Below are 21,759 nucleotides of genomic sequence, written 5' to 3' on the forward strand. Positions count from 1 at the left end.
TTCCGTTAGCTTGCAGTAGTTTCGTTAAAAGGTGCTACTTGTTGTTCAGTTGTTTTGACCTTTCCTCCAACTTTAACTTTTTGAATGCCTTCTGTAATAATCACTTCTCCAGGTTTTAATCCATCGATGACCTCCCAGCGGGTTTTAATTCGTTGTCCAAGCTTAACGGGTCGTGCTTCCACAACTTTTTCATTATTCACAACCAACACAAATTTACCTTGTTGATTTTCTTGAACAGATGCTTGTGGAACCAGCAAAGCCTGCTGCGGCGTTTTTTGTCGTAAAATGAGCGTTACATATTGGCCTGGAAGCAGTGTTTTATTTTCATTAGGAAAGACGGCACGTATTTTTATAGTACCTGTTGCTTGGTCAACCCGATTATCCAAAAAGTCTAATTGACCATCATGTGGGTACATTTTGTCATTCGATAGTCGCAATTGGGGAATTACAGATGGTTTTTCCTGACCTGCTGCAATTCGCTTTCTGGCTTCTTCTTGGAAATCCACAAATGCTTTTTCATTTACCTGAAAGTTTACATAGATGGGGTTAAGCTTAACGATAGTTGCCAGTGTATCCTGATTTGGGCTGACTAAGTCGCCTAAGCTTAAAAGGGATTTACCTATACGACCAGTTAGTGGGGCTGTAATTTTTGTGTAACTTAAGTTTAGCGCTGCTTTTTCGAGTTGAGCTTGAGCTCCCTTAAGTGCGGATTCAGCTTGAATTTTTTTACTGGTAAGCTCATCCATTTGGGATTGGCTGATGGTTCCCTTTTTTACGAGCCGGGATCCTCGATCAAAATTGATTGTTGCTTCATCTAAAATAGCTTGTAAGCGTTCAATTTCCGATTGGCTTTGGTCAACCACAGCTTGGTATGGCGCAGGGTCTAAGGTAAATAATAATTGGTTTTTAGTGACTTCATCACCTTCATTAAAATGCCTTTCTAGCAGCGTTCCTTCAACCCGGGAACGAATATTTACATCTTCGCTGGCTTCTGTTCGACCTACTAAGTCGATGGTATGGAATATCTTGTCTTCTTTAACTGTAGTTACAATGACTGCAGGAGGCTCCTGAACGGCTGTTTCTTTTTCGCAACTGACTATGCTGATTCCTAGAATAGCAATCATTATGACAGTATTGATAAGCCTGACGGGGTGATTCTTTTTATAACGTGCGACAGACATCCCTGTGCTCCTTAAATCAATGCTTACTTCAGGTATTAATAATAAGTACGTACTTGTTTGGTCATCTTTGTGGTTTTAAATGTACGTTAAAGTCGTGGCCGGAAAGTCCCTTGATATTTAGCATATAGGTAATAGTTATAACTGAATAATAGTTATGATCAACTAACATGAATCAAAAAATGTAACTTAAGTATCTTAATTAATAGAGATGAAAAAAGTATTGAAAGAGCATAGTGATCTAAGAGGCTCAGTAATATTACATTATAGTTAGCTTTAGACGTGTAATTATTGACATAAAAAATAAAGTTTTGTTGATTTTTTTAAGCTTTTTCATTTAGTGGCCGATATAAGAAGTATGTAATGCTAAAAGAGATGTGCCAGGAGGTGTGAGATGAACAATCAAGTGATCAACCTCCTTCATAAAGTGGTTCCTGCTACGTTGTCATACTTGAATGTAAATTCACCTGTGGCAGCCTGCTTAATGGTGACGACCGCCTATGCAGAAAGTAGTCTTGCCACACATCGATATGATGGTAATGAGGGGTTAGGGGTCTATCATATTTCAGCTGCAAGTCATCGTTATTTGTGGGATGCCTATTTGGCTCAGCATCCTGATTTAGCCAGTAAAGTTCGAGGCTTGGCATCCCAGCAACTGTTTTTAATTCAACCAGAATTAGAACTTTTAAGTAATCTTTCATACGCAACAGCAATTGCTTGGCAATTATATCTCCAGTCGGGAGTTGCATTACCAGCGACTGCAGATCCATATCAATTGGCTCAGTTTTGGTTAGAACATTTTGACAATGGATCTGAAGGTAAGACGGTTAATGTGTTTATGCAGTCATGGAAATCATTACGAGATTGCCATTCGATGTTATTGGTGGCTTGAATAGTAGAGGCGACAGCCGGCTATAATTGAGTATTTACTTTATTATGAAAGTGTAGAGTGTTTTTTACAAATCTTTCCCAGACTTCCATTCCTTTAAGAAAAAGCATTATATAAATAATGCTTTTCTTTTTTCATATTCATTAGCTACACTGAGCAGTCACTAAAGTATTATCAGGGTAATATAAGCCGATAAGGATATTTTGGAGTAATGACTACTTCACACAGAGGTTAGAAAACGCAAGGATGATATGTGTGATAAAGGTAATTAGCGCAAGACGTATCTACACTAAAAAAGTCAGGTTTAAAAAATTAGATAACAATGACAAATAGTTGGCTTATTACTCTGTGGCTGATATTACTCTTATCTAGTAGCAGTTATGGCAGTGACTTATTGGTATCAGGTCATCCAAGCTATCCTCCTGTTTCACAGGCTGAGGGAGATTTAATTACGGGTGTGGCTGCGAAAGTGACAAAAGCAATAGCTGATAAACTTAGTATTCCATATAAACTGGTCTCATCAGGTCCATGGAAACGAGTGCACTGGGCTGCTCAAAAAGGGAAGATTGATATTATTGCTGGGGTATATTTGAATGAACATAGAAAAGCATATTTGGATTATGCTGAGTGGTTTATGACTGATCCCGTTGTAATTTTTGTTAAGAAAGGTAATACATTTCCTTATCGGCAATGGAAAGACCTGATTGGTAAAAAAGGTTCCACCAATTTAGGGGAAAGTTTTGGTGAATCATTCGATCTCTTTATCCAAAAGTATCTTTATATGGAGTGGGAACATGAATCTATAGCTAACTTCCGTAAGCTCGCACATGATCGAATTGATTATTTTCTATATGGACTTTATCCGGCAACGGCTCAGCTTAAAGTGTACGGTTATGAAGACGATTTTGAAATACTTTCTCCCCCTGTTGTTGAAGAAAAGTTCTACTTTGCTTTTTCTAAACGTTCAAAATTCCGCTACTTAAAACCCAAAATGAATGCAGTCATCGTTGAATTAAGAGAGTCAGGGATTATTCAACGATGGGTTGATGAGTTTTTCCGACATTGATGTTTAGAATCATTCTATCCTTTATCAGGTGATCTTTATTTAAAGCGAACTTTTTATTGTAGTGACAGCCGAATATTATCAATAAAAAAGTGTTCACTATGAGGACCAAAAATCATAATGTCCAGATTTTTAATATTTAATTGTGTGGGCGCTGTGATAGAGCCTGTAACAGGCCACCACTGTTGAGTGGGTACTTTACCAAGAAAGATGTCTTGTATTTTTAGACCTTCATCACTGTCAATAAAGAGGTGTACACAAACATTATCACTATATTGCTGTTGATTTGGAATATTAATTTCAAAGCTTAATTGATACTGGCGCCCAGCAAGTAGTAATCTGTTGACTGGAAGTTTTGCGGCTGAAAACCATTTATGGCGGTTAAAAACATGTAAAACGCCACCTTGTTCTGACTGGGTATAAGTTTGCTCGACTTGAGCACCAAACATTCCTTGCCAGTTTTGTGTTCCATACTCAAAATCAAAATGTAGGCTTGGTAAAGTCTCCTGAGGGTAGTAGGTGTGATTATACGTCGTGTGAAGTTTTTCTGAATACGATTGTAGGTGGTTGGCATTCACTTGTTGGACAAGACAAATGAAGCTGATTATTCCCCATAACAATGGGTGGTGATAAACACAAGTGGCTTTTTGCTCCTTGCTGGGGCTGAGCATACCTTTCTCCTTATAGGTAGACTTTTTTATTGTTTTTTAGTTGTGTCTATTTGTTTCATGCGTAATACATAAAAGAGTATGTATTTATGCTTTTAATGATAAAGCAGCTTATACGTGTGTTAAGCGTTAGAGCGATTGATGTCGTTGAGCTTTGCTTAAATATCATTGTAAGTCTTAATATCGGGTAAAAAAGGCTAATCTAGAATGTAAGGCACAAGGCGGGTTTTGCAAAGCTGTGAGGTAGTCTAATAGTTTATTATGTGATCTAATTCAATTATAAGTGTCTTCTTATATCTATAGCTCAATGGACTTAATTCGCTAAGTATACTGTAAGTTGAAGAGGTGATTTGTCATTATGCCCAGTGTGACAGTAACATTGAATATTTCACCAGAAGAGTACTTGCGGTATTACAAAGGTTCTGCAAAACAAGTGTTAGCGCACACAGGTGATGGTCGATCAGTTAGTTTTCCTGCTAATATTTTACAGCGTTTTCTCACTCATGCAGGAATACAGGGACAGTTTGTTATTGAGTTTGATAGTGATGGGCATTTTAAGTCTGTTAACGCTATTTCTCGTTAACATACATATGGACTATGTAGCGTTAGCCAGAGCACTGAATATCTTTGCCTTTTCTTGTTTCAATGATGCCATCACCATCAATGTCTGCAGCATGCTGTGTTCGCCCTGTAAAGCTGACAATAAGTTGTCGAGCATGACGGTTATTGTTGTTAGTGGGACAAACGGTTAATGTGCCTGCTGTACCTGAAATGATTCCGTCAGGTTTAAAGCGTAGATAACTTCTTCCTGCTGATAATCGACTTGATATTTTGATTTTACGGTTTATATCGAGTATTTGATAAAGAATTTCCTCACCATCAAGTTGTTTATTTTTATTAGGATCGCTAAAAACAATGATATGTTGGTGCCATTCAGTTTGACAGGAAATACCATCAGCAGAAGGGCAGAGGGTAACAGTTGTTTTATGTACTACGGCTTGAGTGCGTGCTGTAACAATAGCATTATGGAGGATGTTGATACTGGTTCGTGTTGAGCAACTTTGTATAAATTGATTGAGAGCAGGTATGCCATAACCAACAAGAATTATAAGAATGCTGCATGTTACCAATAATTCGACTAGGGTAAATCCTCGAGAATTAATATGAGCGCCAATGCTATGAAGTGAAGACTTTTTTTTGACGTGCGTAAGAGTACGATGAGTAGCAAATGATGGCATGTTCCCTCCTTGGTCCTATACGGTGTGAACTAAATTCCCTACAGACTAAAAGTAAAAAGTGTATAAAAAATAATCATATTGTTTGGGGCGAGAAATTCTGTTAATTCTTCGGCAACTTTTTTGTATCTGTAAATAATCTCTGGACTCACTTGACTTAGCTCAGTTTTAACGTGAGAGAGGCCCACTACTGAATATTATTCAAGGTTTATTTTGTTGATACCTTAACAAAGCTGTTTCAGTACACATTTTAGTTTAAGGAATAGAATGGCTCATCGATTGATGTGGTTTATGGATACTAATAAATAAAAAAATGCTTTCGGTTTTTACGTAAATTAATGCTTAATCTAAGCCTAATTTTTTAAGACGATAACGAAGCGCTCGAAAAGTGATTCCTAACTTTTTAGCTGCAGCCGTTTTGTTCCATCTGGACTCTTCTAGTGCTTGAACAATGGCTTTGCGTTCCAGCTCTGCTAAATAGTCTTCTAGTGATTGGCTACCATCTAGTGGAATCGGTGACTCTGCTGTAATAGTTTGTGGTTCTGAGTCAGAGGTTACACTGACTGAGGAGGTTGTACTCTCGGCGTTCAATTTTAAATCATTCACCGATATTTCATCTGCTTCGCAAAGGGTAAAAGCGCGTTCTAAAATATTTTCTAACTCTCGAACATTTCCAGGGAAACTATAAGCAAGTAAGGCATTTTCAGCTTCAGGTGTAAGGTGGGGTGGCTCTATTTCGCATGGCTCTGCAAGCTGTTTTAAAAAGAAATTAGCAAGCAACAAAATATCTTCCTGCCGTTCACGAAGTGGGGGGACATTAAGCTCAATCACATTAATGCGATAAAATAGGTCTTGTCTAAATTGGCCATTGGCAACCATGTCAACAAGATCTTTATGTGTAGCACTAAGAATGCGTGTATTTATTTTTATTTCTTGTTGACTACCCACTGGGCGAATAGCTTTTTCTTGAATGGCGCGTAGCAGTTTTACTTGCATAGGGGCTGGGAGATCAGCTACTTCATCTAAAAACAGAGTTCCTCCATCAGCAGACTGAAAAAGGCCTTCTTTATCACTGGTAGCTCCTGTAAAACTGCCTTTTTTGTGGCCAAAAAATTCGCTTTCCATAAGTTCAGAAGGGATTGCGCCACAGTTAACAGGGATAAAGGGATGATTGGCTCGTGGTCCTTGCTCATGGATTAAGCGAGCGACCATTTCTTTGCCTGTACCTGACTCACCACTGATGTAAACAGGCGCTTGGCTTCGAGCAAGTTTGAGGATTTGCTTGCCCAGCTTGGCCATGACGGCTGACTGACCCAATAATTGAGTTTGTTTGATAACAGTACTATCTGTAATGGGGGTGACAAGTTGCAAGGCATTGTTTATAAGCTCTCTGAGCCTTTGTAAATCAATAGGCTTACTGACGAAGTCAAATGCACCTGCTTTTAATGCTTCAATCGCTGTATCCATACTGCCATAGGCTGTGATCATGGCGACTGGCATGTCACTGTAGAATTGATTGATATGTTTAACCAGTTCAATGCCATTACCATCCGGCAAATTCATATCAGTAAGACATAGATTATAAGTATCATCAGCTAGAGCAGACTTTGCGCTTATTATTCCATCGACAGCCAGGGTGTTCAGTCGCATTCGACCCAGAGTGATTTCGAGCAACTCCCGAATGTCAGGCTCGTCATCAACAATTAAAACTTTGGGCTTATTCATGAGTATCGTTTAAATGCATGCTTTCATGTTGACCATGCGTAAATGTGATCCTAAAGGTACAGCCTGATTCATAACGCACTAGCTCAAGAGATGCCTGGTTAGCCTCGCATAACTCTTTGGATATATACAATCCTAGTCCTGTCCCTCTAGGCTCGGTGGTATAAAAAGGCTCAAATAAATGGTTTCTTACCTCTGGTTTCATACCTGGTCCATTATCAATGATCTCAAGATAAGGTAGCCCGTTATCGTCTCGTAACCCTGTATGTAATTGTAGCGTGGCTTGTTGATTCTTCTTGAAGCTATACCGTAAACCATTTTGGCAAAGGTTCGTGACAACTTGAGTGAGCTGATCAGGGTCCGCCATGATCTGAATAGGTGCAGGAAAGGGGGTGAAGCTAATGACTGGGTTGCTAAAACCTGGAAAAGGTTCTTCAGTCAAAAACTGTTTAACCCAGTCACTTAATATAAGGGAGTGTGGGTTACTGGTTTTGCGGCGGGTGAGCTGTAATACATTTTCAATGATGATGTTCATGCGCCGTGAGTGATTTTGGATGATTTCAATCAGTCGTTGATCAGCACTGCTTAATTGGTCAGATTCGTTGAGTAATTGGGCCGCATGACTAATAGCACCTAATGGGTTCCTAATTTCATGAGCTATTGCAGCCGTTAGTTTGCCTAAAGACGCTAGCTTGAGCTGTTGGGCTTGTTGATTTATTGCCGTTAGGTCATCAAGAAAAATAATAACTTTGCTCGATTCATTATCGTATATTTGAGTGAAGCTTGATTGGACTTTTGGGCGATCTGGACTTGTTTGAAATGGTTTGGGGGGCGATTCAGGGTGTGCTTTCCAATGTTGAAAGCAAGCATGTAAGTCGGGGGCCGCTTGTAATAGTGTAGGTGTTTGTTCTGGGTTGTTTAAAAAAAAATGACTGGCTTGATTCATCATAATAATACGCTCATGGTCATCAATAACCAGAATCCCAGTACGCATACGTTGGATAATCAGCTGATTTAATTTTTGAAGATTATAGTATTCAGTGCTGCGCTGTCTGGCAATTTCTTCACTACGGCGGATCCGGTCAGAAAGACTTTGCACGAAAATAGCCGTGGCAAAGATAATTGCACCTAATAAGCCGGCATTAATAGATTTACTTTGTTCATCAGGAACCAGTGTTTGATAAATGCTGAGGGCTATGATGCATAAGGTGGCCAATGCCGCAATAGCAATGCCCGTTCGGCCTTTTAATAAGATATTGCCAGCGGCAACAGCCACAATTAACAAATTTCCCAGGCCAGTGGCTTGTTTTCGACTTAAATAAAACAGCACGCTCAGTAAAACAACATCCAGGCAGATAATCGTAAAAATTTGTATGGTGTTAGGTGGTTTGCTACTGATAGCAATGATCAATATGTTGATGCTGAGATAAATAAATGCAAATACTTTGAAATAAAGTGAAGTATCAGGTGTGATCAGTTCTTTACCAATAGGACTGAATGCTGCGGCTAAGAATAAAAGGCCCAAAATAGTGCGATAAAGGTTATAAACCCTCAGGGCATGAAAACGTCGATTTGATATTTCGCTGTTATAGACGGTGACCGGCATTGGGACGTTATATTGCTTTATTAAGAATTAACAAGGTAGGCAGTTGTACGCCTTTGATAATAAGGTTTTCCTGTTGAGTTCAGTGTAGCAAATGAATGTTTGCTCAAGGTGGCAGCTCAATAAATAGAGATGGTAAGTCGCAACACCAAAAATAACTTTGATGACTGGATCGGCCAAGCTATTTTACAGGGAGCATTGTTTCCCCCAAAATAGCGCAATTTGTTCAATTGACCACTAGGGTTCTTATGTCAGCGAAGCTTTCGATTGTCATGGCTCAACTGAATTTTTTAGTTGGGGATATTCAGGGTAATACGAAAAAAATCATTGCGGCTGTTGAGCAGGCAAAGCAATTATATCAGGCAGATATTATTGTTTTTTCTGAGTTAAGCTTGTGTGGTTACCCTCCAGAAGATTTGCTTTTACGAGACAGTATGCAGTTGAGGGTTGAGCAGGCATTAACTCAGTTAAGTGAAGTGAGTGGTATTGATATCGTCATCGGCTTGCCTTTCGCAGGGCAAAACCAAGCCTTAGTCATGGGTGATGGAAAAATTAAAGCCCGCTATGCCAAACAGTTGCTACCTAACTACCAAGTATTTGATGAAAAGCGCTACTTTGCTCCTGGCCATGAAACCACAGTGTATGACCATAATGGTATAAAAATAGGGTTATGTATTTGTGAGGATATTTGGGAGCCAGGCCCAGCAAAAGCGGCTAAGCAAGCAGGTGCCGAGCTGTTACTCTGTTTAAATGCATCTCCCTACCATACGGATAAAGTAGCTGAACGCCAACACGTTGCCAGGCAGCGGTGTCTTGAGAATCAAATCCCTATGATTTATGTAAATCAAGTGGGGGGGCAAGATGAGTTGGTGTTTGATGGTGGCTCTTTTGCAATGAATGCAGATGGTGTAATTGCCATGGGAGGCGACTACTATCAGGAAGGGCTTTACCCGTTGGTTTTTGACTTGTCATCAAAGTCGATAGTCACGGGTGTGCAAGTTCATCCACCCGAAAAAATGCAAAGTATTTATCAGGCTTTGGTGTTAGGAGTAAAAGATTATGTGGAAAAAAACGGCTTCAAAGGCGTTATTTTAGGCTTATCAGGAGGCATTGACTCTGCATTAACCTTAGCCGTTGCTGTTGATGCATTGGGTAAAGAGCGAGTTTCTGCGGTAATGATGCCTTATCACTATACCTCTTCTATGAGCTTGGAGGATGCTGAGGCCGAAGCAAAAGCATTGCAGGTAGATTATAAGGTGCTACCGATTGAGGCTATGTTTGATGCATTTATGTCTACTTTATCTGATGAGTTTAAAGACACTGCACGTGATACCACTGAAGAAAATCTTCAGGCACGTTGCCGAGGTGTTTTGCTTATGGCTCTCTCAAATAAAAAGCGTTATCTGGTACTGACAACAGGCAATAAAAGTGAAATGGCTGTTGGCTACGCGACATTGTATGGTGATATGGCAGGTGGTTTTGATGTGCTCAAAGATGTACCAAAAACATTAGTTTTTGAGTTGGCTCGTTATCGCAACACCATCTCACCTGTTATTCCTGAAAGGGTTATTACTCGTCCTCCTTCAGCAGAATTGGCACCAGGGCAGGTGGATGAAGACAGTTTGCCAAGTTATGATGTATTGGATGCGATTTTAGCCAATTATATTGAGCATGATTTAAGTGCGGATGCAATTGTGGCAAAGGGCTTTTTAAAAGAAGACGTTTATCGTGTGCTGCGTTTGGTTGATATTAATGAATATAAGCGACGTCAGGCTGCTATTGGGGTAAGAATCACTCGTCGTGGATTTGGTCGAGATAGACGTTATCCAGTAACGAATGGGTGGCAGTTGGGTGAATAAAACTGGATGTTTACTTGGGTTAATACGGTTTTTAACACGTTAGTAAATATAAAAAAACGGGGCATTTGCCCCGTTTTTTTGACTATTGTGAGCATGAATAAGATTACTCATCTCTTTGTAAGATATCTTCTGCCGTTTCGGTTTTGCCTGTTTTGGGGTTATCAGTATCTTCTTCTTCATCTCCAAGCAAGCCAAAACTAATGACATTCAGCCAAGAGCGCTCATGACCAACTTCTGCTTCCAGCTCAAGCTGATCGCGACTTTTACGACGAGAAGGTGGTTCGATATCTTCTGGTGCATCAAGCAATCCAAAACTCATAATATTCCATATTGAAGGGTCAACATCGTGGTAAACCTTATAATTGACGAAGTTGCCATTTTCATCCAGTGATTTGTGTTTAGGTGCATTCAAGCGAAGTGCTTCAAGCGCATTGTCAGCAGCTGCTGACAGGCCCAAGTGCTGGTAAGCTTCTACCATAATGGCAAGCGCATCAGGCACAGAAGGGGTTTCCTGTAGGTTTTCAACCACATATTTACCGCGGTTAGCTGCAGCAACATAGGCTTTGCGCTTCATATAATAGTTGGCAACATGGACTTCATAAGCGGCTAATTGATTACGTAGAAATATCATCCGTTTTCGAGCATCAGGGGCGTACCGGCTGTCAGGAAAGCGGCGCAGTAGTTCAGCAAACTCATTAAACGAGTCACGTGCCTGGCCTGGGTCACGCTTACTCATATCAATCTCAACATAGCGTTCTACTATACCGACATCGGCGGTATATGAGGATAACCCTTTCAGGTAGTAGGCATAGTCAACATTTTCATGATTGGGATGCAAACGAATAAATCGATCAGCTGCTGCGATGGCGGATTCTTGCTCCTGGTTTTTGTAATAAGCGAAGATTAAATCCAGCTGAGCTTGTTCTGCATAGGAGCCAAAGGGAAAACGGGCTTCCAGTGCTTTTAACTTATCAATCGCATCGTTGTAATTACTGGTATCAAGTGCCACCTGTGCCTGCTCATATAGCTCTGACTCAGTCAGGCTTTCATCAACCTCTTTTTTCGAGTCTGAGGCACATGCTACTAACAAGCTAATTAAGCTGAGAATGATTAAGTGTTTAGCAATACGCATGTTGTGTGCTTATCCCTATTAGTACTTAACGTGTAGGCCAACAGGTTAAGTGAATTGATTCGTGCTTTAACAGCAATCAGTGAACCATTTATCTTGTAATTTTCTGCTTAAGTGTTCAACAGGATCAGTGAAATGAGGTTTGAACCAGTCCAAGTTTTTTCTAAAAATCTTGTTTGCTGGTAGATCCTCTTGACGATGCACTAAGTTTGACAAGGCTATGATAGACTTACTGCCAGCGACGCTGGGGTTAGCCTTGTCGGTCAGGCATTTCTTGCTCAATGACCCACGATAGTGTTATTTAACCACAGCAACCTATTGAATCCAAAGCATAAAAGCTACCTATTACGGTTTTGCGACATGACAGCAGGTTTATGACTGAACATACACAGCAAGATAAACAGATAGTATTAGAAGCAGTAGTACCCATGACCATGAGTGGACAGCGCCTTGATCAGGTCGCAGCCCACTGCTTCAGTGATTATTCTAGATCAAGATTACAGGCTTGGATTAAGTCAGGGCAACTGATGGTAGATCAGCGGCAGGCTAAACCTAAAGATAAGCTGCTTGGTGGTGAAACGTTAACTGTGCAAGCAGAGTTACAAGCTGAAGAGCGTTGGGTTGCAGAAGAGATTCCATTGGATATTGTTTTTGAAGATGATGATCTCATTGTGCTGAATAAACCTGCAGGACTTGTCGTTCACCCTGCTGCTGGGCATGCTCAGGGAACGCTGTTGAACGCTTTATTGCATCATTGTCCTGAACTTGCCACTGTTCCTCGAGCGGGAATTGTTCATCGCTTAGATAAAGACACAACGGGTCTGATGGTTGTGGCTAAAAATTTACCAGCCCATTGTGATTTAGTTGAGCAGCTCCAGGCCAGAACGGTGAGCCGTGAATATGAAGCGTTAGTATATGGAACGATGACGGCAGGAGGCACTGTAGAACAACCTATAGGTCGTCATTTCCATGATCGTAAGAAAATGGCGGTAGTGGAAACAGGTAAGCCAGCCGTAAGCCATTATCGGGTAATTCAGCGGTTTGAGTCAGCTACGTTAGTAAAAGTGAAACTGGAAACCGGGCGCACCCACCAGATTCGCGTACATATGAGCTATTTGCACTATCCTTTAGTGGGAGACACGCTTTACGGTGGTCGATTGCGTCTGCCAAAAGGGGCCTCGCCTCATTTACAGTCTGTTTTGCAAGGGTTTTCTCGGCAAGCGCTTCATGCCAGACGTTTGGGGTTGATTCATCCTCGTCGAGAGGAATATTGTGAATGGCAGGTTGATCGTCCTGCTGACTTTCAGCAATTGATCAGTGCATTTGAGCAAGGTTAAGTGCAACACCTATCACATGAAGAGGAATTGGAATGAAGGTGGAAACCAAGGCGGAAAAACTGTGCAAACATCGTTATTTGCTTGCGGAATGGCCTGCACCCGCTAATGTCCATGCTTTGGTGACCACGCGCGTATCAGGAAACAGCTTACCCCCTTATGGCTACTTTAACCTGGCTCTTCATGTTGAAGACAATGAAGACCGTGTTGCTGAAAATCGTAAGCTGCTGATGGAAGATTGGGGGCTTTCACAATCGATCCAATGGTTGAATCAAGAACATGGTGCTGAAGTGGTTAATGCCAGTAATGACGGTAAAGAGCGTACTGCTGATGCAGTCATTGTCACTGAGCCAAACTTGGCGGGTGCAGTATTGACTGCCGATTGTTTGCCTGTTTTTGTCACTGATCTGAGTGGTAGTAAAGTGGCAGTGATTCATGCTGGCTGGCGAGGAATGGCTGAAGGTGTCATTGAAAACACAGTTCATATTTTAGAAGAAGCACCAGAGCAGCTCATGGTCTGGCTTGGGCCTGCAATAAGTCAACAGGCATACGAAGTTGGAGAAGAGGTCATGGAGGCTTTTGTTGGACATCAAGATGCGAATCACTGCTTTCGGCCTAGTGAGCGCAAGGGGCACTGGTATGCTGATTTGTATGAGCTAGCGCGACTACGTTTGTATTCTTTGGGTATTGAAGCTGTCTATGGCGGTAATTTGTGCACATTTAACCAGCCAGAATATTTTTATTCTTATCGGCGAGAAAATAAAACAGGCCGAATGGCAAGCGTTATTTGGTTTTCTTAACCCGACTTAATCTGCCTTAACACTTTCGTTGTTTTTCAAGTTAGCAGTATTAGCAAGTTAAATGTAGAGCATACTGAGTGGTTAGTAGCGGTATGCTATGCATTCTTTTCCTGTTCGTAAATTCACGTCTGAAGTCACTGAAGTCAACTTTTTGACCTTGAATCCCTTTCACAGACCTCCATATTAATAAACAAGTTAATTCTGTCCGGAGAAGAAGGGCAGTATTGAGCAGTTGATAGCTTCTCCCGTCAGAGTTCCAACGCCAAGTGCATTACGGCATTCAGAGTATACTCACCGTAGCTTGGCAGGTTTAACAACAGTTTGCTGAAGACAGGGTGAACGAAGATGAGAATTGACCGACTGACTGCAAAACTACAAGAAGCGATTGCTGATGCTCAGTCTATAGCAGTAGGTAAGGACCATAATTATATAGAGCCATTGCACCTGATGGTCGCCCTGCTTGAGCAACAGGGTGGCTCGGTAAAACCATTATTAATGCAGGTAGGGTTCAACCTTCAACAGTTACGCCAGGATTTAGACCTGGCACTAAGCCGCTTACCTACCTTGAAGACGCCTGATGGTAATGTGCAAATGTCACCTGAGCTGGGACGTTTGCTAAATATGGCTGATAAGCAGGCACAGCAACAAGGTGATCAGTTTATTTCTAGTGAAACCTTACTGTTAGCCGCTATGGAAGATAAAGGCGGGTTGGGTGAGGTCCTGCGTCGTCAAGGTATCAGTAAGCAAGCGTTACAAAATGCCATTACCAACCTTCGGGGTGGAGAAGCCATTAATGACCCTAATGCTGAAGAACACCGGCAGGCTTTGGATAAATACACCATTGATTTAACAGCACGAGCAGAGAAGAGCCAGCTTGATCCTGTTATTGGTCGAGATGACGAAATTCGGCGTACAGTTCAGGTTTTACAGCGTAGGACTAAAAATAACCCAGTACTGATCGGTGAGCCAGGGGTTGGTAAAACGGCAATCGTTGAAGGTCTAGCACAGCGTATTATTAATGGTGAAGTGCCAGATGGTTTAAAGGATAAGCGAATTTTAGCCTTAGACATGGGGGCATTGATTGCGGGGGCGAAATTCCGTGGTGATTTTGAGGAACGCTTAAAAGCGGTGCTTAATGAACTATCTAAGCAGGAAGGCCGCATTATTCTGTTTATTGATGAGTTGCATACCATGGTGGGTGCAGGAAAAGCTGAAGGTGCCATGGATGCTGGCAACATGCTCAAGCCAGCGCTTGCTCGAGGTGAGTTACACTGTGTTGGTGCTACAACGCTTGATGAGTATCGTCAGTATATTGAGAAAGATGCTGCGTTAGAGCGGCGTTTTCAGAAAGTGCTAGTCGATGAGCCCAGTGAAGAAGATACCATTGCTATTTTGCGTGGTTTAAAGGAACGCTACGAAGTACACCATGGGGTCAATATTACTGACTCAGCAATTATTGCTGCAGCCAAGTTATCTCACCGTTACATCACAGATCGCCAGTTGCCAGATAAAGCCATAGACCTGATTGATGAAGCTGGCAGTCGTATTCGTATGGAGATGGACTCAAAGCCTGAGTCTATGGACCGTTTAGAGCGACGTTTAATTCAATTGAAAATTGAACAAGAGGCATTGAAAAAAGAAGAAGATCAGGCTTCTCGCAAGCGATTGGAAAAGCTGGAAGGTGATATTGATAAGCTTGAGCGAGAGTTTGCTGATTTAGAAGAGGTTTGGAAGGCTGAAAAAGCCGCTTTGCAAGGCTCGCAAAAGGTTAAAGAGGAACTGGAGCGGGCTCGGACTGAGCTGGAAGCTGCACGCCGTAGTGGGGATTTAACCCGAATGTCAGAATTACAGTACGGTCGGATTCCTGAACTAGAGAAGAAGCTTGATCTGGCGGGTCAAGCAGAAATGAGTTCAATGAAACTACTCCGTAATAAGGTCAGTGAAGAAGAAATTGCCGAAGTAGTTTCCAAGTGGACGGGTATCCCTGTAGCAAAAATGCTGGAAGGTGAGCGCGACAAGTTGCTACGTATGGAGTCTGCTTTGCATCATCGTGTAGTTGGGCAGGAGGAAGCAGTAAGGGCCGTGTCCAATGCAGTACGACGTTCACGGGCAGGGTTGGCTGACCCTAATCGACCTAATGGTTCATTTATGTTCCTTGGGCCAACAGGTGTCGGTAAGACAGAATTATGTAAAGCTTTAGCTGAGTTTTTGTTTGATACAGAAGAAGCTATGGTGCGCATAGATATGTCTGAGTTTATGGAAAAGCATTCTGTGGCGCGTCTGGTGGGAGCTCCTCCAGGTTATGTGGGCTATGAAGAGGGTGGTTATCTTACAGAAGCAGTCCGAAGAAAACCCTATTCTCTGATTCTGTTGGATGAGGTAGAAAAGGCGCATCCTGATGTATTTAATATTTTACTTCAGGTACTGGAAGATGGGCGTTTAACCGATAGCCATGGGCGAACGGTTGATTTCAAAAATACGGTTGTTGTCATGACCTCCAACTTAGGATCTGATGTGCTGCAACGTATGGATGAACATGACTTTAAGAAAGTTAAAAATACACTGATGGATATTGTGGCGACGCATTTCAGGCCTGAGTTTGTCAACCGTATTGATGAGCTGGTGGTGTTCCATCCATTGGCGGCAGAGCAAATTAAAGGTATTGCCGACATACAGATAGCACTCTTGAAGCGTCGTCTTGCTGATTTGGATTTAAACATTCAAGTTAATGATGAAGTGATGAACAAGCTTGTTGAGGTTGGTTTTGATCCAGTTTATGGCGCTCGACCTTTAAAGCGAGCTATACAACGCTGGTTAGAGAACCCATTAGCTCAATACATATTGGGTGGGCAATTTGCGCCAGGAAGTACGATTGTTGCGTATTTGGCTGATGATGAAATTAGTTTTCGCCAGGAGTAAGCGGATTAACAAGCTAAGTCAGTGAGTCCCTCGTATTATGTGCTGGACTCACTGGCTTGATAGTCTTCGCTGTGAGCATCAATAAACTGCTCCAAAGCACTTTGTGCCTGATTGCCAATATCAATGATATGAAACCCCGCCCAAAACAGGGTGGGGGCATTGCTAGGTGTTGCCCATAAACATTCAACTCCTAAATTAAGTGCGCGTTCTTCTTTAGGTACATCTGTTAAATGTATGCGGCATTGGAATATTCGGTTAGGTGATATTGGTTGCGTGGTGAGCAGCATAAATCCGCTGTAGGATAAGTCGACTAATGAGCCTAATTTATGTTCTGTGTGAACATCGTACACCTCAAGTGGCTGAGCAATGGTAATACGTTGTTCTTTACGACGATCATTCATACCCTAAACCTTTGTTCATTTAGACTTTTTAGTACGAGAAAACCGCTTTAAAAAAGCGTGGATCTTTTCAAGTGCACGGTCCATTAGCGGGGTTTTGGTTGGGAGTGTATAAAAGTCTGCTTTACTGTTCTGAAAGTCTTCAACAAGTTCACTTAACGTTTTGACCATGGTCTTATGGCCTGAGCTGTCAACAAACATATAGTGGAATGTAGTATTGCTATACCAGGATAGTTTTAATTTAATCCAATCATCCTTCACCTTAAATGAAAACCAGGTTCCGTAGTCAATTTTGCTAAGCTTTTGTTTGAGTGATAAAGACTGTTCTAGTGCTTCAACCGCTTCTGGATCAGCAATGGCATCGGATGTCTTTTGAGGCTCAACTAAAGGTTGCTCCATTACTTCGGTTTTTTCATCATGAATGGCTGCTTGAGCAGATTGAGGTTCTTTCTCAACTGAAGGGTGGGATTGAGATAGCATTTCCTCTTCAATGGCATTCAGTGCAGCACGCTGGCAACTGACAAGTGGACGCATAGCTTCTTTGATGTAGCTTTCTTGGTGTCCACCTAAAGCCAGAATGAACTGGCGTAACTCATTAATCAAATGAGGTTGCGACTGTCGGAGTAAGTTTTTATCTCCAGGAGTTAACTTGGGTGATATGCTCCATAAAAGTTCTTGTGCCAGATCTTGAGCTTTTTGCCACTCACTGTGTTTGTCGTCTTTTCTTAAATAATGAAAGACTAATACTTCATGCCAGAGTGAGAATAAAAAGTGATGAATAGGTTGAGGTACTTTGTATTTGAATGTAGCAATGGCCTGTTCAAGAACCTGTTTGGCTTCTTCCTTAGCGGCTTGCAGTCGGTCATGCCCTTTTTCTGCCTCAATGGTTCGCCGTTCAATGATTTCTGCTTGGCGTTCCAACTGTTTAATAAACTGGTCAAATTCCTGAAAAAGTAATTCGAAAAACGCAATGTCTGTGTTGAACTCATTAAGGATTGTACGGACAGTAAACTGAATTTTATCAATGACCCCATGACTATCTTCATTGTTTTCTACCCAGTCTATCGCGGACTGAGCCATTGTGTTGAGCAGTCGCCGAGCTGGATGGGTATGCTGGGTAAATAGCGCTTTATCCATTAAGGCAAGCTTAAGGTAAGGGGTGTGCAGGTGGCTAAGAATCACTTTAGCATTATCAGGAAGGGTTTGTTCATCAAGGATAAAGTCAAAGAGCATACCTACCAGGTCAATAATATCGGCATCATTGGCTGCGATAGGCTGAGCATGTTCATGACCTTGACTTAACGTAGCAATAAGTTCTTCTTTTAGCGCATTAACCACTTGCTCTTTTGGAAATGGTTCAGTGAGTGGACGTTGTGAATGATTTTGAAGCGTATTAAGGGCATCGACTACATCTTCTGTGGTGTAGTTTGGGGTATTCGTATCCACAGAGGCATTGAACTGATGAATGCTTCTAAAAGGACGGTCTGTTGAAGGTGTTTGAGTACCAGGCACACTTTTGTCTGCTGGAGGCTGTTGGGTGGAGGAGCCATCAACAGGGTGAGATGGGTCACTAAAGATTTCACGATAGTCAGCCAAAAGGTCATGAATAGCATTGAAAAGCATCGTTGTTCTCTGGCTGGGATCAGCCATGGTATCTGCAGATGTCGAGGGGCTTTCAGCCGTAGACTGTTGTTTATTTGCTGTTGATGTTGTTGTAGTAGCTGAAGTCTGTTCGGAAGCCTGTTGAGACTCAGTTGTGTTTCTATTTTGTTGCTTATCAGAACTCTGCCCACGAGCAGTAATAGAGGATTTAACTTTGGTATAGCGAATATTGGGTAATATATCTGCTTCTATCAGCCGATCATTAAGTGCTTCATAAACAGTAGCCAGCTCACTCATTACGTATAACTCAAACAGCTCAAATAGTGCTTTTTTTATACGCTTATTAAGCTCTATGACATTAATGGCTTTGGCAAAACACTCTGCAATGCTAACAGGTGCAAATGGGATTTGCTCTATGGGCAGTCGCTCTGCTTTAAGAAGTAAAGCAAAACGTTGGCTTAGGCTATACAGTGCTTCGTTATTATTAGCAACAGCTCTACTGGCCATACTTGTCAGTAACACAGTTTGCTCAAACTCTTCCTGTTGGACCAGGTTTAACTGGTCTGCAGTAATATCTTCAAGCTCATTGTTTTTTTGACTTAGCGAGCCATACAGGTGTTGCTCAAAATGTTGCGCTAAATGTTGATGAAAAGCACGTTCAATTGATGCACGTTGCATGCGAAGTTCTCGCATAGCATCAAAGAAGGTTGTTTGGATACTGTTAGTTTCTGCCTGTTCTGCAGCAGTAAAGAAAGCATCATCAACGTTATTAAACAGATTGGTCAGCATTTCCGCTGTATGATTCATTGCGATTTGACGGCAACTTTGCAGTAGCTTTTCAAATCTAGGCTCTATCTGTTTGCTAGGGCCTTTTTGTTTTGAGGTTAAATCGACGATCTTGCTATTCTCAGGCTTTGTCATATCTGTCCTTGCGCTCTGGGAATCCCGAAAACATGGACAACAGGCTGTATAGTCCTGCTAGAAAAAGGGTTTACTTTGTTCTGATGAGAGTAGATCACGTGTAATCTGCTTGGTAGTTGTTTAAGGAACAAATCAACTCATCAGCTTTAGTTATTGAACACATTATCTTGAGTATAGTTGGCAAACAATTATTGGGAGTGGAATGATATGTTGCTTTACTTCACGCAAAGATAACCAGCGCTGTTTGGGGCTGGTACTGCTTAGGAGCGTGTTTATACGGAATCGTTTAAAATATGTCTACCTACAAAAGAGTTCGCTAATTTTACCATAAAAGGGGTTGACAGTTTCTACCAGTACGGTATCATGCGCGCCACCAACGTTGAGGGAGACAGCAAAAACCTCAGCGCTGAGTAGGTCCCTGATAGCTCAGTTGGTAGAGCAAATGACTGTTAATCATTGGGTCGCTGGTTCGAGTCCAGCTCGGGGAGCCAAATTACGGGGTATAGCGCAGTCTGGTAGCGCGCCTGCTTTGGGAGCAGGATGTCGGGAGTTCGAATCTCTCTACCCCGACCATCTTTGGGTCGTTAGCTCAGTCGGTAGAGCAGTTGGCTTTTAACCAATTGGTCGCAGGTTCGAATCCTGCACGACCCACCATCATTTAATATCTCTTCTTATTTCCTTAATATTTATCCTCCGTTATGTATTAGCCACCGAATAGCTGATCTAGAAAGTAATTTCCTAGTTCACGACTGATTATGCCTAGTCCAATAATGATTAGCATAAGCCAGCCAAGCAGTTTGAGAGGTTTAAAGGGCGCGCGCTCAACCTGATTATTGGGTGAATTTAAGTATTGGAGTACGCGAGCCTGATCTTCAGTAGAAAGTGATTTTTGACTGGGAGATTGGTGGTGATGAGCGATTTTATTTTGGTTTGCTGCTGACATATCCTTATTTCTCTTCACTCGTTTGATTGTCCACATATATGGTATTTATAAAATAACCTGAAACCTGTTTTCCTTATACAGGTTTCAAGTTATTGGTTGTTTGATGTTATGAAATGCGTTCAATTGCCACTGCCGTTGCTTCACCACCACCTATGCACAGGGAGGCAATACCACGCTGAAGATTATAATGCTCAAGCGCATACATGAGGGTTATCAATATTCGAGAGCCGGTTGAGCCAACAGGGTGGCCTTGAGCACATGCACCACCATGAATATTTACTTTTTCATGAGGAAGATCTAAGGCTTGCATGGCAATCATCGTAACCATGGCAAAAGCTTCATTAATTTCAAATAAATCAACATCATCTTTTTGCCACTGCGCTTTATCCAGCACTTTTTTTATGGCGCCAACGGGGGCTGTGGTAAAGGTGGATGGGTGTTGAGAGTGAGTACTATGGGCAATGATGCGGGCTTTGGGCTTGAGTCCACGATGGATGGCTTCTGATTCAGACATTAACACAAGGGCTGATGCACCATCGGAGATAGAGCTGGCGTTCGCAGCCGTGATGGTACCATGCTGGGAAAATGCAGGTTTTAACGATGGGATTTTCTCAATGTTAGCTTGACCGGGTTGTTCATCAGTTTGGATAAGCGTTGTTTGATGGCGTGTTTGTACCGGGACAGGAACAATTTCAGCATCAAGTTTATGGGTCTGGATGGCATCATTGGCGCGTTGTAATGAAGCAATAGCAAACTGATCCATAGCCTCTCGACTCATTTCATGCTCATCTGCAGTATGTTGTGCAAACCAACCCATGAGCTTACCTGTCTCAGCATCCTCAAGGCCATCAGTGAACATGTGGTCTAACACTTGCTGATGTCCCATGCGATAGCCTTGTCTGGCTTTTTCAAGTAGGAACGGTGCATTGCTCATACTTTCCATGCCACCTGCAAGCATGATGGTATTGGTTCCCGCCTTAATTAAATCATGGGCTAACATGACGGCTTTCATACCAGAGCCACATAGTTTATTGATGGTTGTGCAGCCTGTACTTGCAGGAATACCCGCTTGTAAACTGGCTTGACGCGCAGGGCCTTGTTTCAGACCTGCGGGTAACACACAGCCCATAATGACTTCTTGTATATCATTGGGAGATAACGCACTTCGTTGAATAGCTTCTTTGACAGCAATAGCCGCTAACTCAACAGCCGATACTGATTTAAATACACCTTGAAAACTACCCATTGGTGTGCGGGCACCATCAACCAGAACAACAGCATCCTTATTTTGCATGAGCTTACCTGTTCACATTTAAATATATGTTATTAGATTTATTATGGTGAAATACCCTTTGTGGTGGGTATGGTAATGACTATTACGTTTTAATGCAGGATTTTAACTGTTTTTGACGTGGAAATATCATGTAATAACTGACTGATAAGTCTTTGCGGAGTTAATTATTTTTTTGTCTTAAAGGTTCTTTTTACGTTTAGCA

Annotated in this window: 17 protein-coding genes and 3 tRNA genes; 10 read left to right on the forward strand and 10 right to left on the reverse strand. The window is 41.9% G+C overall.

What is annotated here, in order from left to right:
* Positions 1–5 precede the first annotated feature (5 nt).
* Positions 6–1,181, reverse strand: coding sequence for an efflux RND transporter periplasmic adaptor subunit (locus ACQ96U_RS10935; RefSeq protein WP_431721287.1), 1,176 nt, complete (start codon positions 1,179–1,181; stop codon positions 6–8).
* Between the two features lie 391 nt (positions 1,182–1,572).
* On the opposite strand from ACQ96U_RS10935, the gene ACQ96U_RS10940 reads away from it, so the two are divergent.
* A complete protein-coding gene (locus ACQ96U_RS10940; protein WP_431721288.1) occupies positions 1,573–2,070 on the forward strand; it encodes a hypothetical protein in 498 nt (165 codons plus the stop codon).
* 319 nt (positions 2,071–2,389) lie between these two features.
* The gene (locus ACQ96U_RS10945; protein ID WP_431721289.1) at positions 2,390–3,133 is read left to right on the forward strand and encodes a substrate-binding periplasmic protein; all 744 of its coding nucleotides are present in this window, start codon (positions 2,390–2,392) and stop codon (positions 3,131–3,133) included.
* A gap of 53 nt (positions 3,134–3,186) precedes the next feature.
* On the opposite strand, the gene ACQ96U_RS10950 is transcribed toward ACQ96U_RS10945, so the two are convergent.
* Positions 3,187–3,801: a carbohydrate binding domain-containing protein gene (locus ACQ96U_RS10950; protein WP_431721290.1), complete on the reverse strand. Its 615-nt coding sequence runs from the start codon at positions 3,799–3,801 to the stop codon at positions 3,187–3,189.
* Positions 3,802–4,156: 355 nt separating this feature from the next.
* Here ACQ96U_RS10950 and ACQ96U_RS10955 point away from each other — a divergent pair, with 355 nt between their 5' ends.
* On the forward strand, positions 4,157–4,381 hold the full coding sequence (locus ACQ96U_RS10955; RefSeq protein WP_431721291.1) for a DUF2835 domain-containing protein: 225 nt from the start codon (positions 4,157–4,159) through the stop codon (positions 4,379–4,381).
* Positions 4,382–4,403: 22 nt separating this feature from the next.
* On the opposite strand, the gene ACQ96U_RS10960 is transcribed toward ACQ96U_RS10955, so the two are convergent.
* From ACQ96U_RS10960 to ACQ96U_RS10970, 3 genes are all read right to left on the reverse strand, one after another.
* Positions 4,404–5,036: a GspH/FimT family pseudopilin gene (locus ACQ96U_RS10960; protein ID WP_431721292.1), complete on the reverse strand. Its 633-nt coding sequence runs from the start codon at positions 5,034–5,036 to the stop codon at positions 4,404–4,406.
* Positions 5,037–5,375: 339 nt separating this feature from the next.
* A complete protein-coding gene (locus tag ACQ96U_RS10965; RefSeq protein ID WP_431721293.1) occupies positions 5,376–6,758 on the reverse strand; it encodes a sigma-54-dependent transcriptional regulator in 1,383 nt (460 codons plus the stop codon).
* A complete protein-coding gene (locus ACQ96U_RS10970) occupies positions 6,751–8,361 on the reverse strand; it encodes a sensor histidine kinase (protein ID WP_431721294.1) in 1,611 nt (536 codons plus the stop codon). The genes ACQ96U_RS10965 and ACQ96U_RS10970 overlap by 8 nt, the downstream gene beginning before the upstream one ends.
* Positions 8,362–8,606: 245 nt before the next feature.
* Here ACQ96U_RS10970 and ACQ96U_RS10975 point away from each other — a divergent pair, with 245 nt between their 5' ends.
* Positions 8,607–10,217, forward strand: coding sequence for an NAD+ synthase (locus ACQ96U_RS10975; RefSeq protein WP_431721295.1), 1,611 nt, complete (start codon positions 8,607–8,609; stop codon positions 10,215–10,217).
* Between the two features lie 103 nt (positions 10,218–10,320).
* Here the strand turns inward: ACQ96U_RS10975 and ACQ96U_RS10980 are convergent, their stop codons facing one another.
* Positions 10,321–11,349 carry an outer membrane protein assembly factor BamD gene (locus tag ACQ96U_RS10980; RefSeq protein WP_431721296.1) on the reverse strand — a complete coding sequence of 343 codons (1,029 nt, stop codon included), beginning with the start codon at positions 11,347–11,349 and terminating at the stop codon, positions 10,321–10,323.
* Between the two features lie 371 nt (positions 11,350–11,720).
* On the opposite strand from ACQ96U_RS10980, the gene rluD reads away from it, so the two are divergent.
* From rluD to clpB, 3 genes are all read left to right on the forward strand, one after another.
* Positions 11,721–12,683, forward strand: coding sequence for a 23S rRNA pseudouridine(1911/1915/1917) synthase RluD (gene rluD, locus ACQ96U_RS10985; protein WP_431721297.1), 963 nt, complete (start codon positions 11,721–11,723; stop codon positions 12,681–12,683).
* 32 nt (positions 12,684–12,715) lie between these two features.
* Positions 12,716–13,480, forward strand: a complete 765-nt coding sequence (pgeF, locus tag ACQ96U_RS10990; RefSeq protein ID WP_431721298.1) for a peptidoglycan editing factor PgeF — start codon at positions 12,716–12,718, stop codon at positions 13,478–13,480.
* 345 nt (positions 13,481–13,825) lie between these two features.
* A complete protein-coding gene (gene clpB, locus ACQ96U_RS10995; RefSeq protein WP_431721299.1) occupies positions 13,826–16,399 on the forward strand; it encodes an ATP-dependent chaperone ClpB in 2,574 nt (857 codons plus the stop codon).
* Positions 16,400–16,434: 35 nt separating this feature from the next.
* On the opposite strand, the gene ACQ96U_RS11000 is transcribed toward clpB, so the two are convergent.
* Positions 16,435–16,800 (reverse strand): PilZ domain-containing protein, encoded by a 366-nt coding sequence (locus tag ACQ96U_RS11000; protein ID WP_431721300.1) that lies wholly within the window; start codon positions 16,798–16,800, stop codon positions 16,435–16,437.
* 15 nt (positions 16,801–16,815) lie between these two features.
* Positions 16,816–19,320: a DUF1631 domain-containing protein gene (locus ACQ96U_RS11005; protein ID WP_431721301.1), complete on the reverse strand. Its 2,505-nt coding sequence runs from the start codon at positions 19,318–19,320 to the stop codon at positions 16,816–16,818.
* Positions 19,321–19,735: 415 nt separating this feature from the next.
* On the opposite strand from ACQ96U_RS11005, the gene ACQ96U_RS11010 reads away from it, so the two are divergent.
* From ACQ96U_RS11010 to ACQ96U_RS11020, 3 genes are all read left to right on the forward strand, one after another.
* Positions 19,736–19,811 (forward strand) — tRNA-Asn (locus ACQ96U_RS11010).
* A 5-nt stretch (positions 19,812–19,816) separates the two neighbouring features.
* Positions 19,817–19,893: transfer RNA gene (locus tag ACQ96U_RS11015), tRNA-Pro, on the forward strand.
* A gap of 5 nt (positions 19,894–19,898) precedes the next feature.
* Positions 19,899–19,974: transfer RNA gene (locus ACQ96U_RS11020), tRNA-Lys, on the forward strand.
* Between the two features lie 49 nt (positions 19,975–20,023).
* Here ACQ96U_RS11020 and ACQ96U_RS11025 read toward each other — a convergent pair.
* Together ACQ96U_RS11025 and ACQ96U_RS11030 are read right to left on the reverse strand one after the other, a co-directional pair.
* Positions 20,024–20,263 carry a DUF3094 family protein gene (locus ACQ96U_RS11025; protein WP_431721302.1) on the reverse strand — a complete coding sequence of 80 codons (240 nt, stop codon included), beginning with the start codon at positions 20,261–20,263 and terminating at the stop codon, positions 20,024–20,026.
* A gap of 106 nt (positions 20,264–20,369) precedes the next feature.
* A complete protein-coding gene (locus ACQ96U_RS11030; RefSeq protein ID WP_431721303.1) occupies positions 20,370–21,557 on the reverse strand; it encodes a thiolase family protein in 1,188 nt (395 codons plus the stop codon).
* Between the last annotated feature and the right edge of the window lie 202 nt (positions 21,558–21,759).

The organism is Zooshikella sp. RANM57 (assembly GCF_050749885.1).
Lineage (GTDB): Bacteria > Pseudomonadota > Gammaproteobacteria > Pseudomonadales > Zooshikellaceae > Zooshikella.

Coding starts and splice junctions, on each gene's coding strand:
- ACQ96U_RS10935 (WP_431721287.1), bottom strand. CDS start 1,181: ATGTCTGTCGCACGTTATAAAAAGAATCACCCCGTCAGGCTTATCAAT.
- ACQ96U_RS10940 (WP_431721288.1), top strand. CDS start 1,573: ATGAACAATCAAGTGATCAACCTCCTTCATAAAGTGGTTCCTGCTACG.
- ACQ96U_RS10945 (WP_431721289.1), top strand. CDS start 2,390: ATGACAAATAGTTGGCTTATTACTCTGTGGCTGATATTACTCTTATCT.
- ACQ96U_RS10950 (WP_431721290.1), bottom strand. CDS start 3,801: ATGCTCAGCCCCAGCAAGGAGCAAAAAGCCACTTGTGTTTATCACCAC.
- ACQ96U_RS10955 (WP_431721291.1), top strand. CDS start 4,157: ATGCCCAGTGTGACAGTAACATTGAATATTTCACCAGAAGAGTACTTG.
- ACQ96U_RS10960 (WP_431721292.1), bottom strand. CDS start 5,036: ATGCCATCATTTGCTACTCATCGTACTCTTACGCACGTCAAAAAAAAG.
- ACQ96U_RS10965 (WP_431721293.1), bottom strand. CDS start 6,758: ATGAATAAGCCCAAAGTTTTAATTGTTGATGACGAGCCTGACATTCGG.
- ACQ96U_RS10970 (WP_431721294.1), bottom strand. CDS start 8,361: ATGCCGGTCACCGTCTATAACAGCGAAATATCAAATCGACGTTTTCAT.
- ACQ96U_RS10975 (WP_431721295.1), top strand. CDS start 8,607: ATGTCAGCGAAGCTTTCGATTGTCATGGCTCAACTGAATTTTTTAGTT.
- ACQ96U_RS10980 (WP_431721296.1), bottom strand. CDS start 11,349: ATGCGTATTGCTAAACACTTAATCATTCTCAGCTTAATTAGCTTGTTA.
- rluD (WP_431721297.1), top strand. CDS start 11,721: ATGACTGAACATACACAGCAAGATAAACAGATAGTATTAGAAGCAGTA.
- pgeF (WP_431721298.1), top strand. CDS start 12,716: ATGAAGGTGGAAACCAAGGCGGAAAAACTGTGCAAACATCGTTATTTG.
- clpB (WP_431721299.1), top strand. CDS start 13,826: ATGAGAATTGACCGACTGACTGCAAAACTACAAGAAGCGATTGCTGAT.
- ACQ96U_RS11000 (WP_431721300.1), bottom strand. CDS start 16,800: ATGAATGATCGTCGTAAAGAACAACGTATTACCATTGCTCAGCCACTT.
- ACQ96U_RS11005 (WP_431721301.1), bottom strand. CDS start 19,320: ATGACAAAGCCTGAGAATAGCAAGATCGTCGATTTAACCTCAAAACAA.
- ACQ96U_RS11025 (WP_431721302.1), bottom strand. CDS start 20,263: ATGTCAGCAGCAAACCAAAATAAAATCGCTCATCACCACCAATCTCCC.
- ACQ96U_RS11030 (WP_431721303.1), bottom strand. CDS start 21,557: ATGCAAAATAAGGATGCTGTTGTTCTGGTTGATGGTGCCCGCACACCA.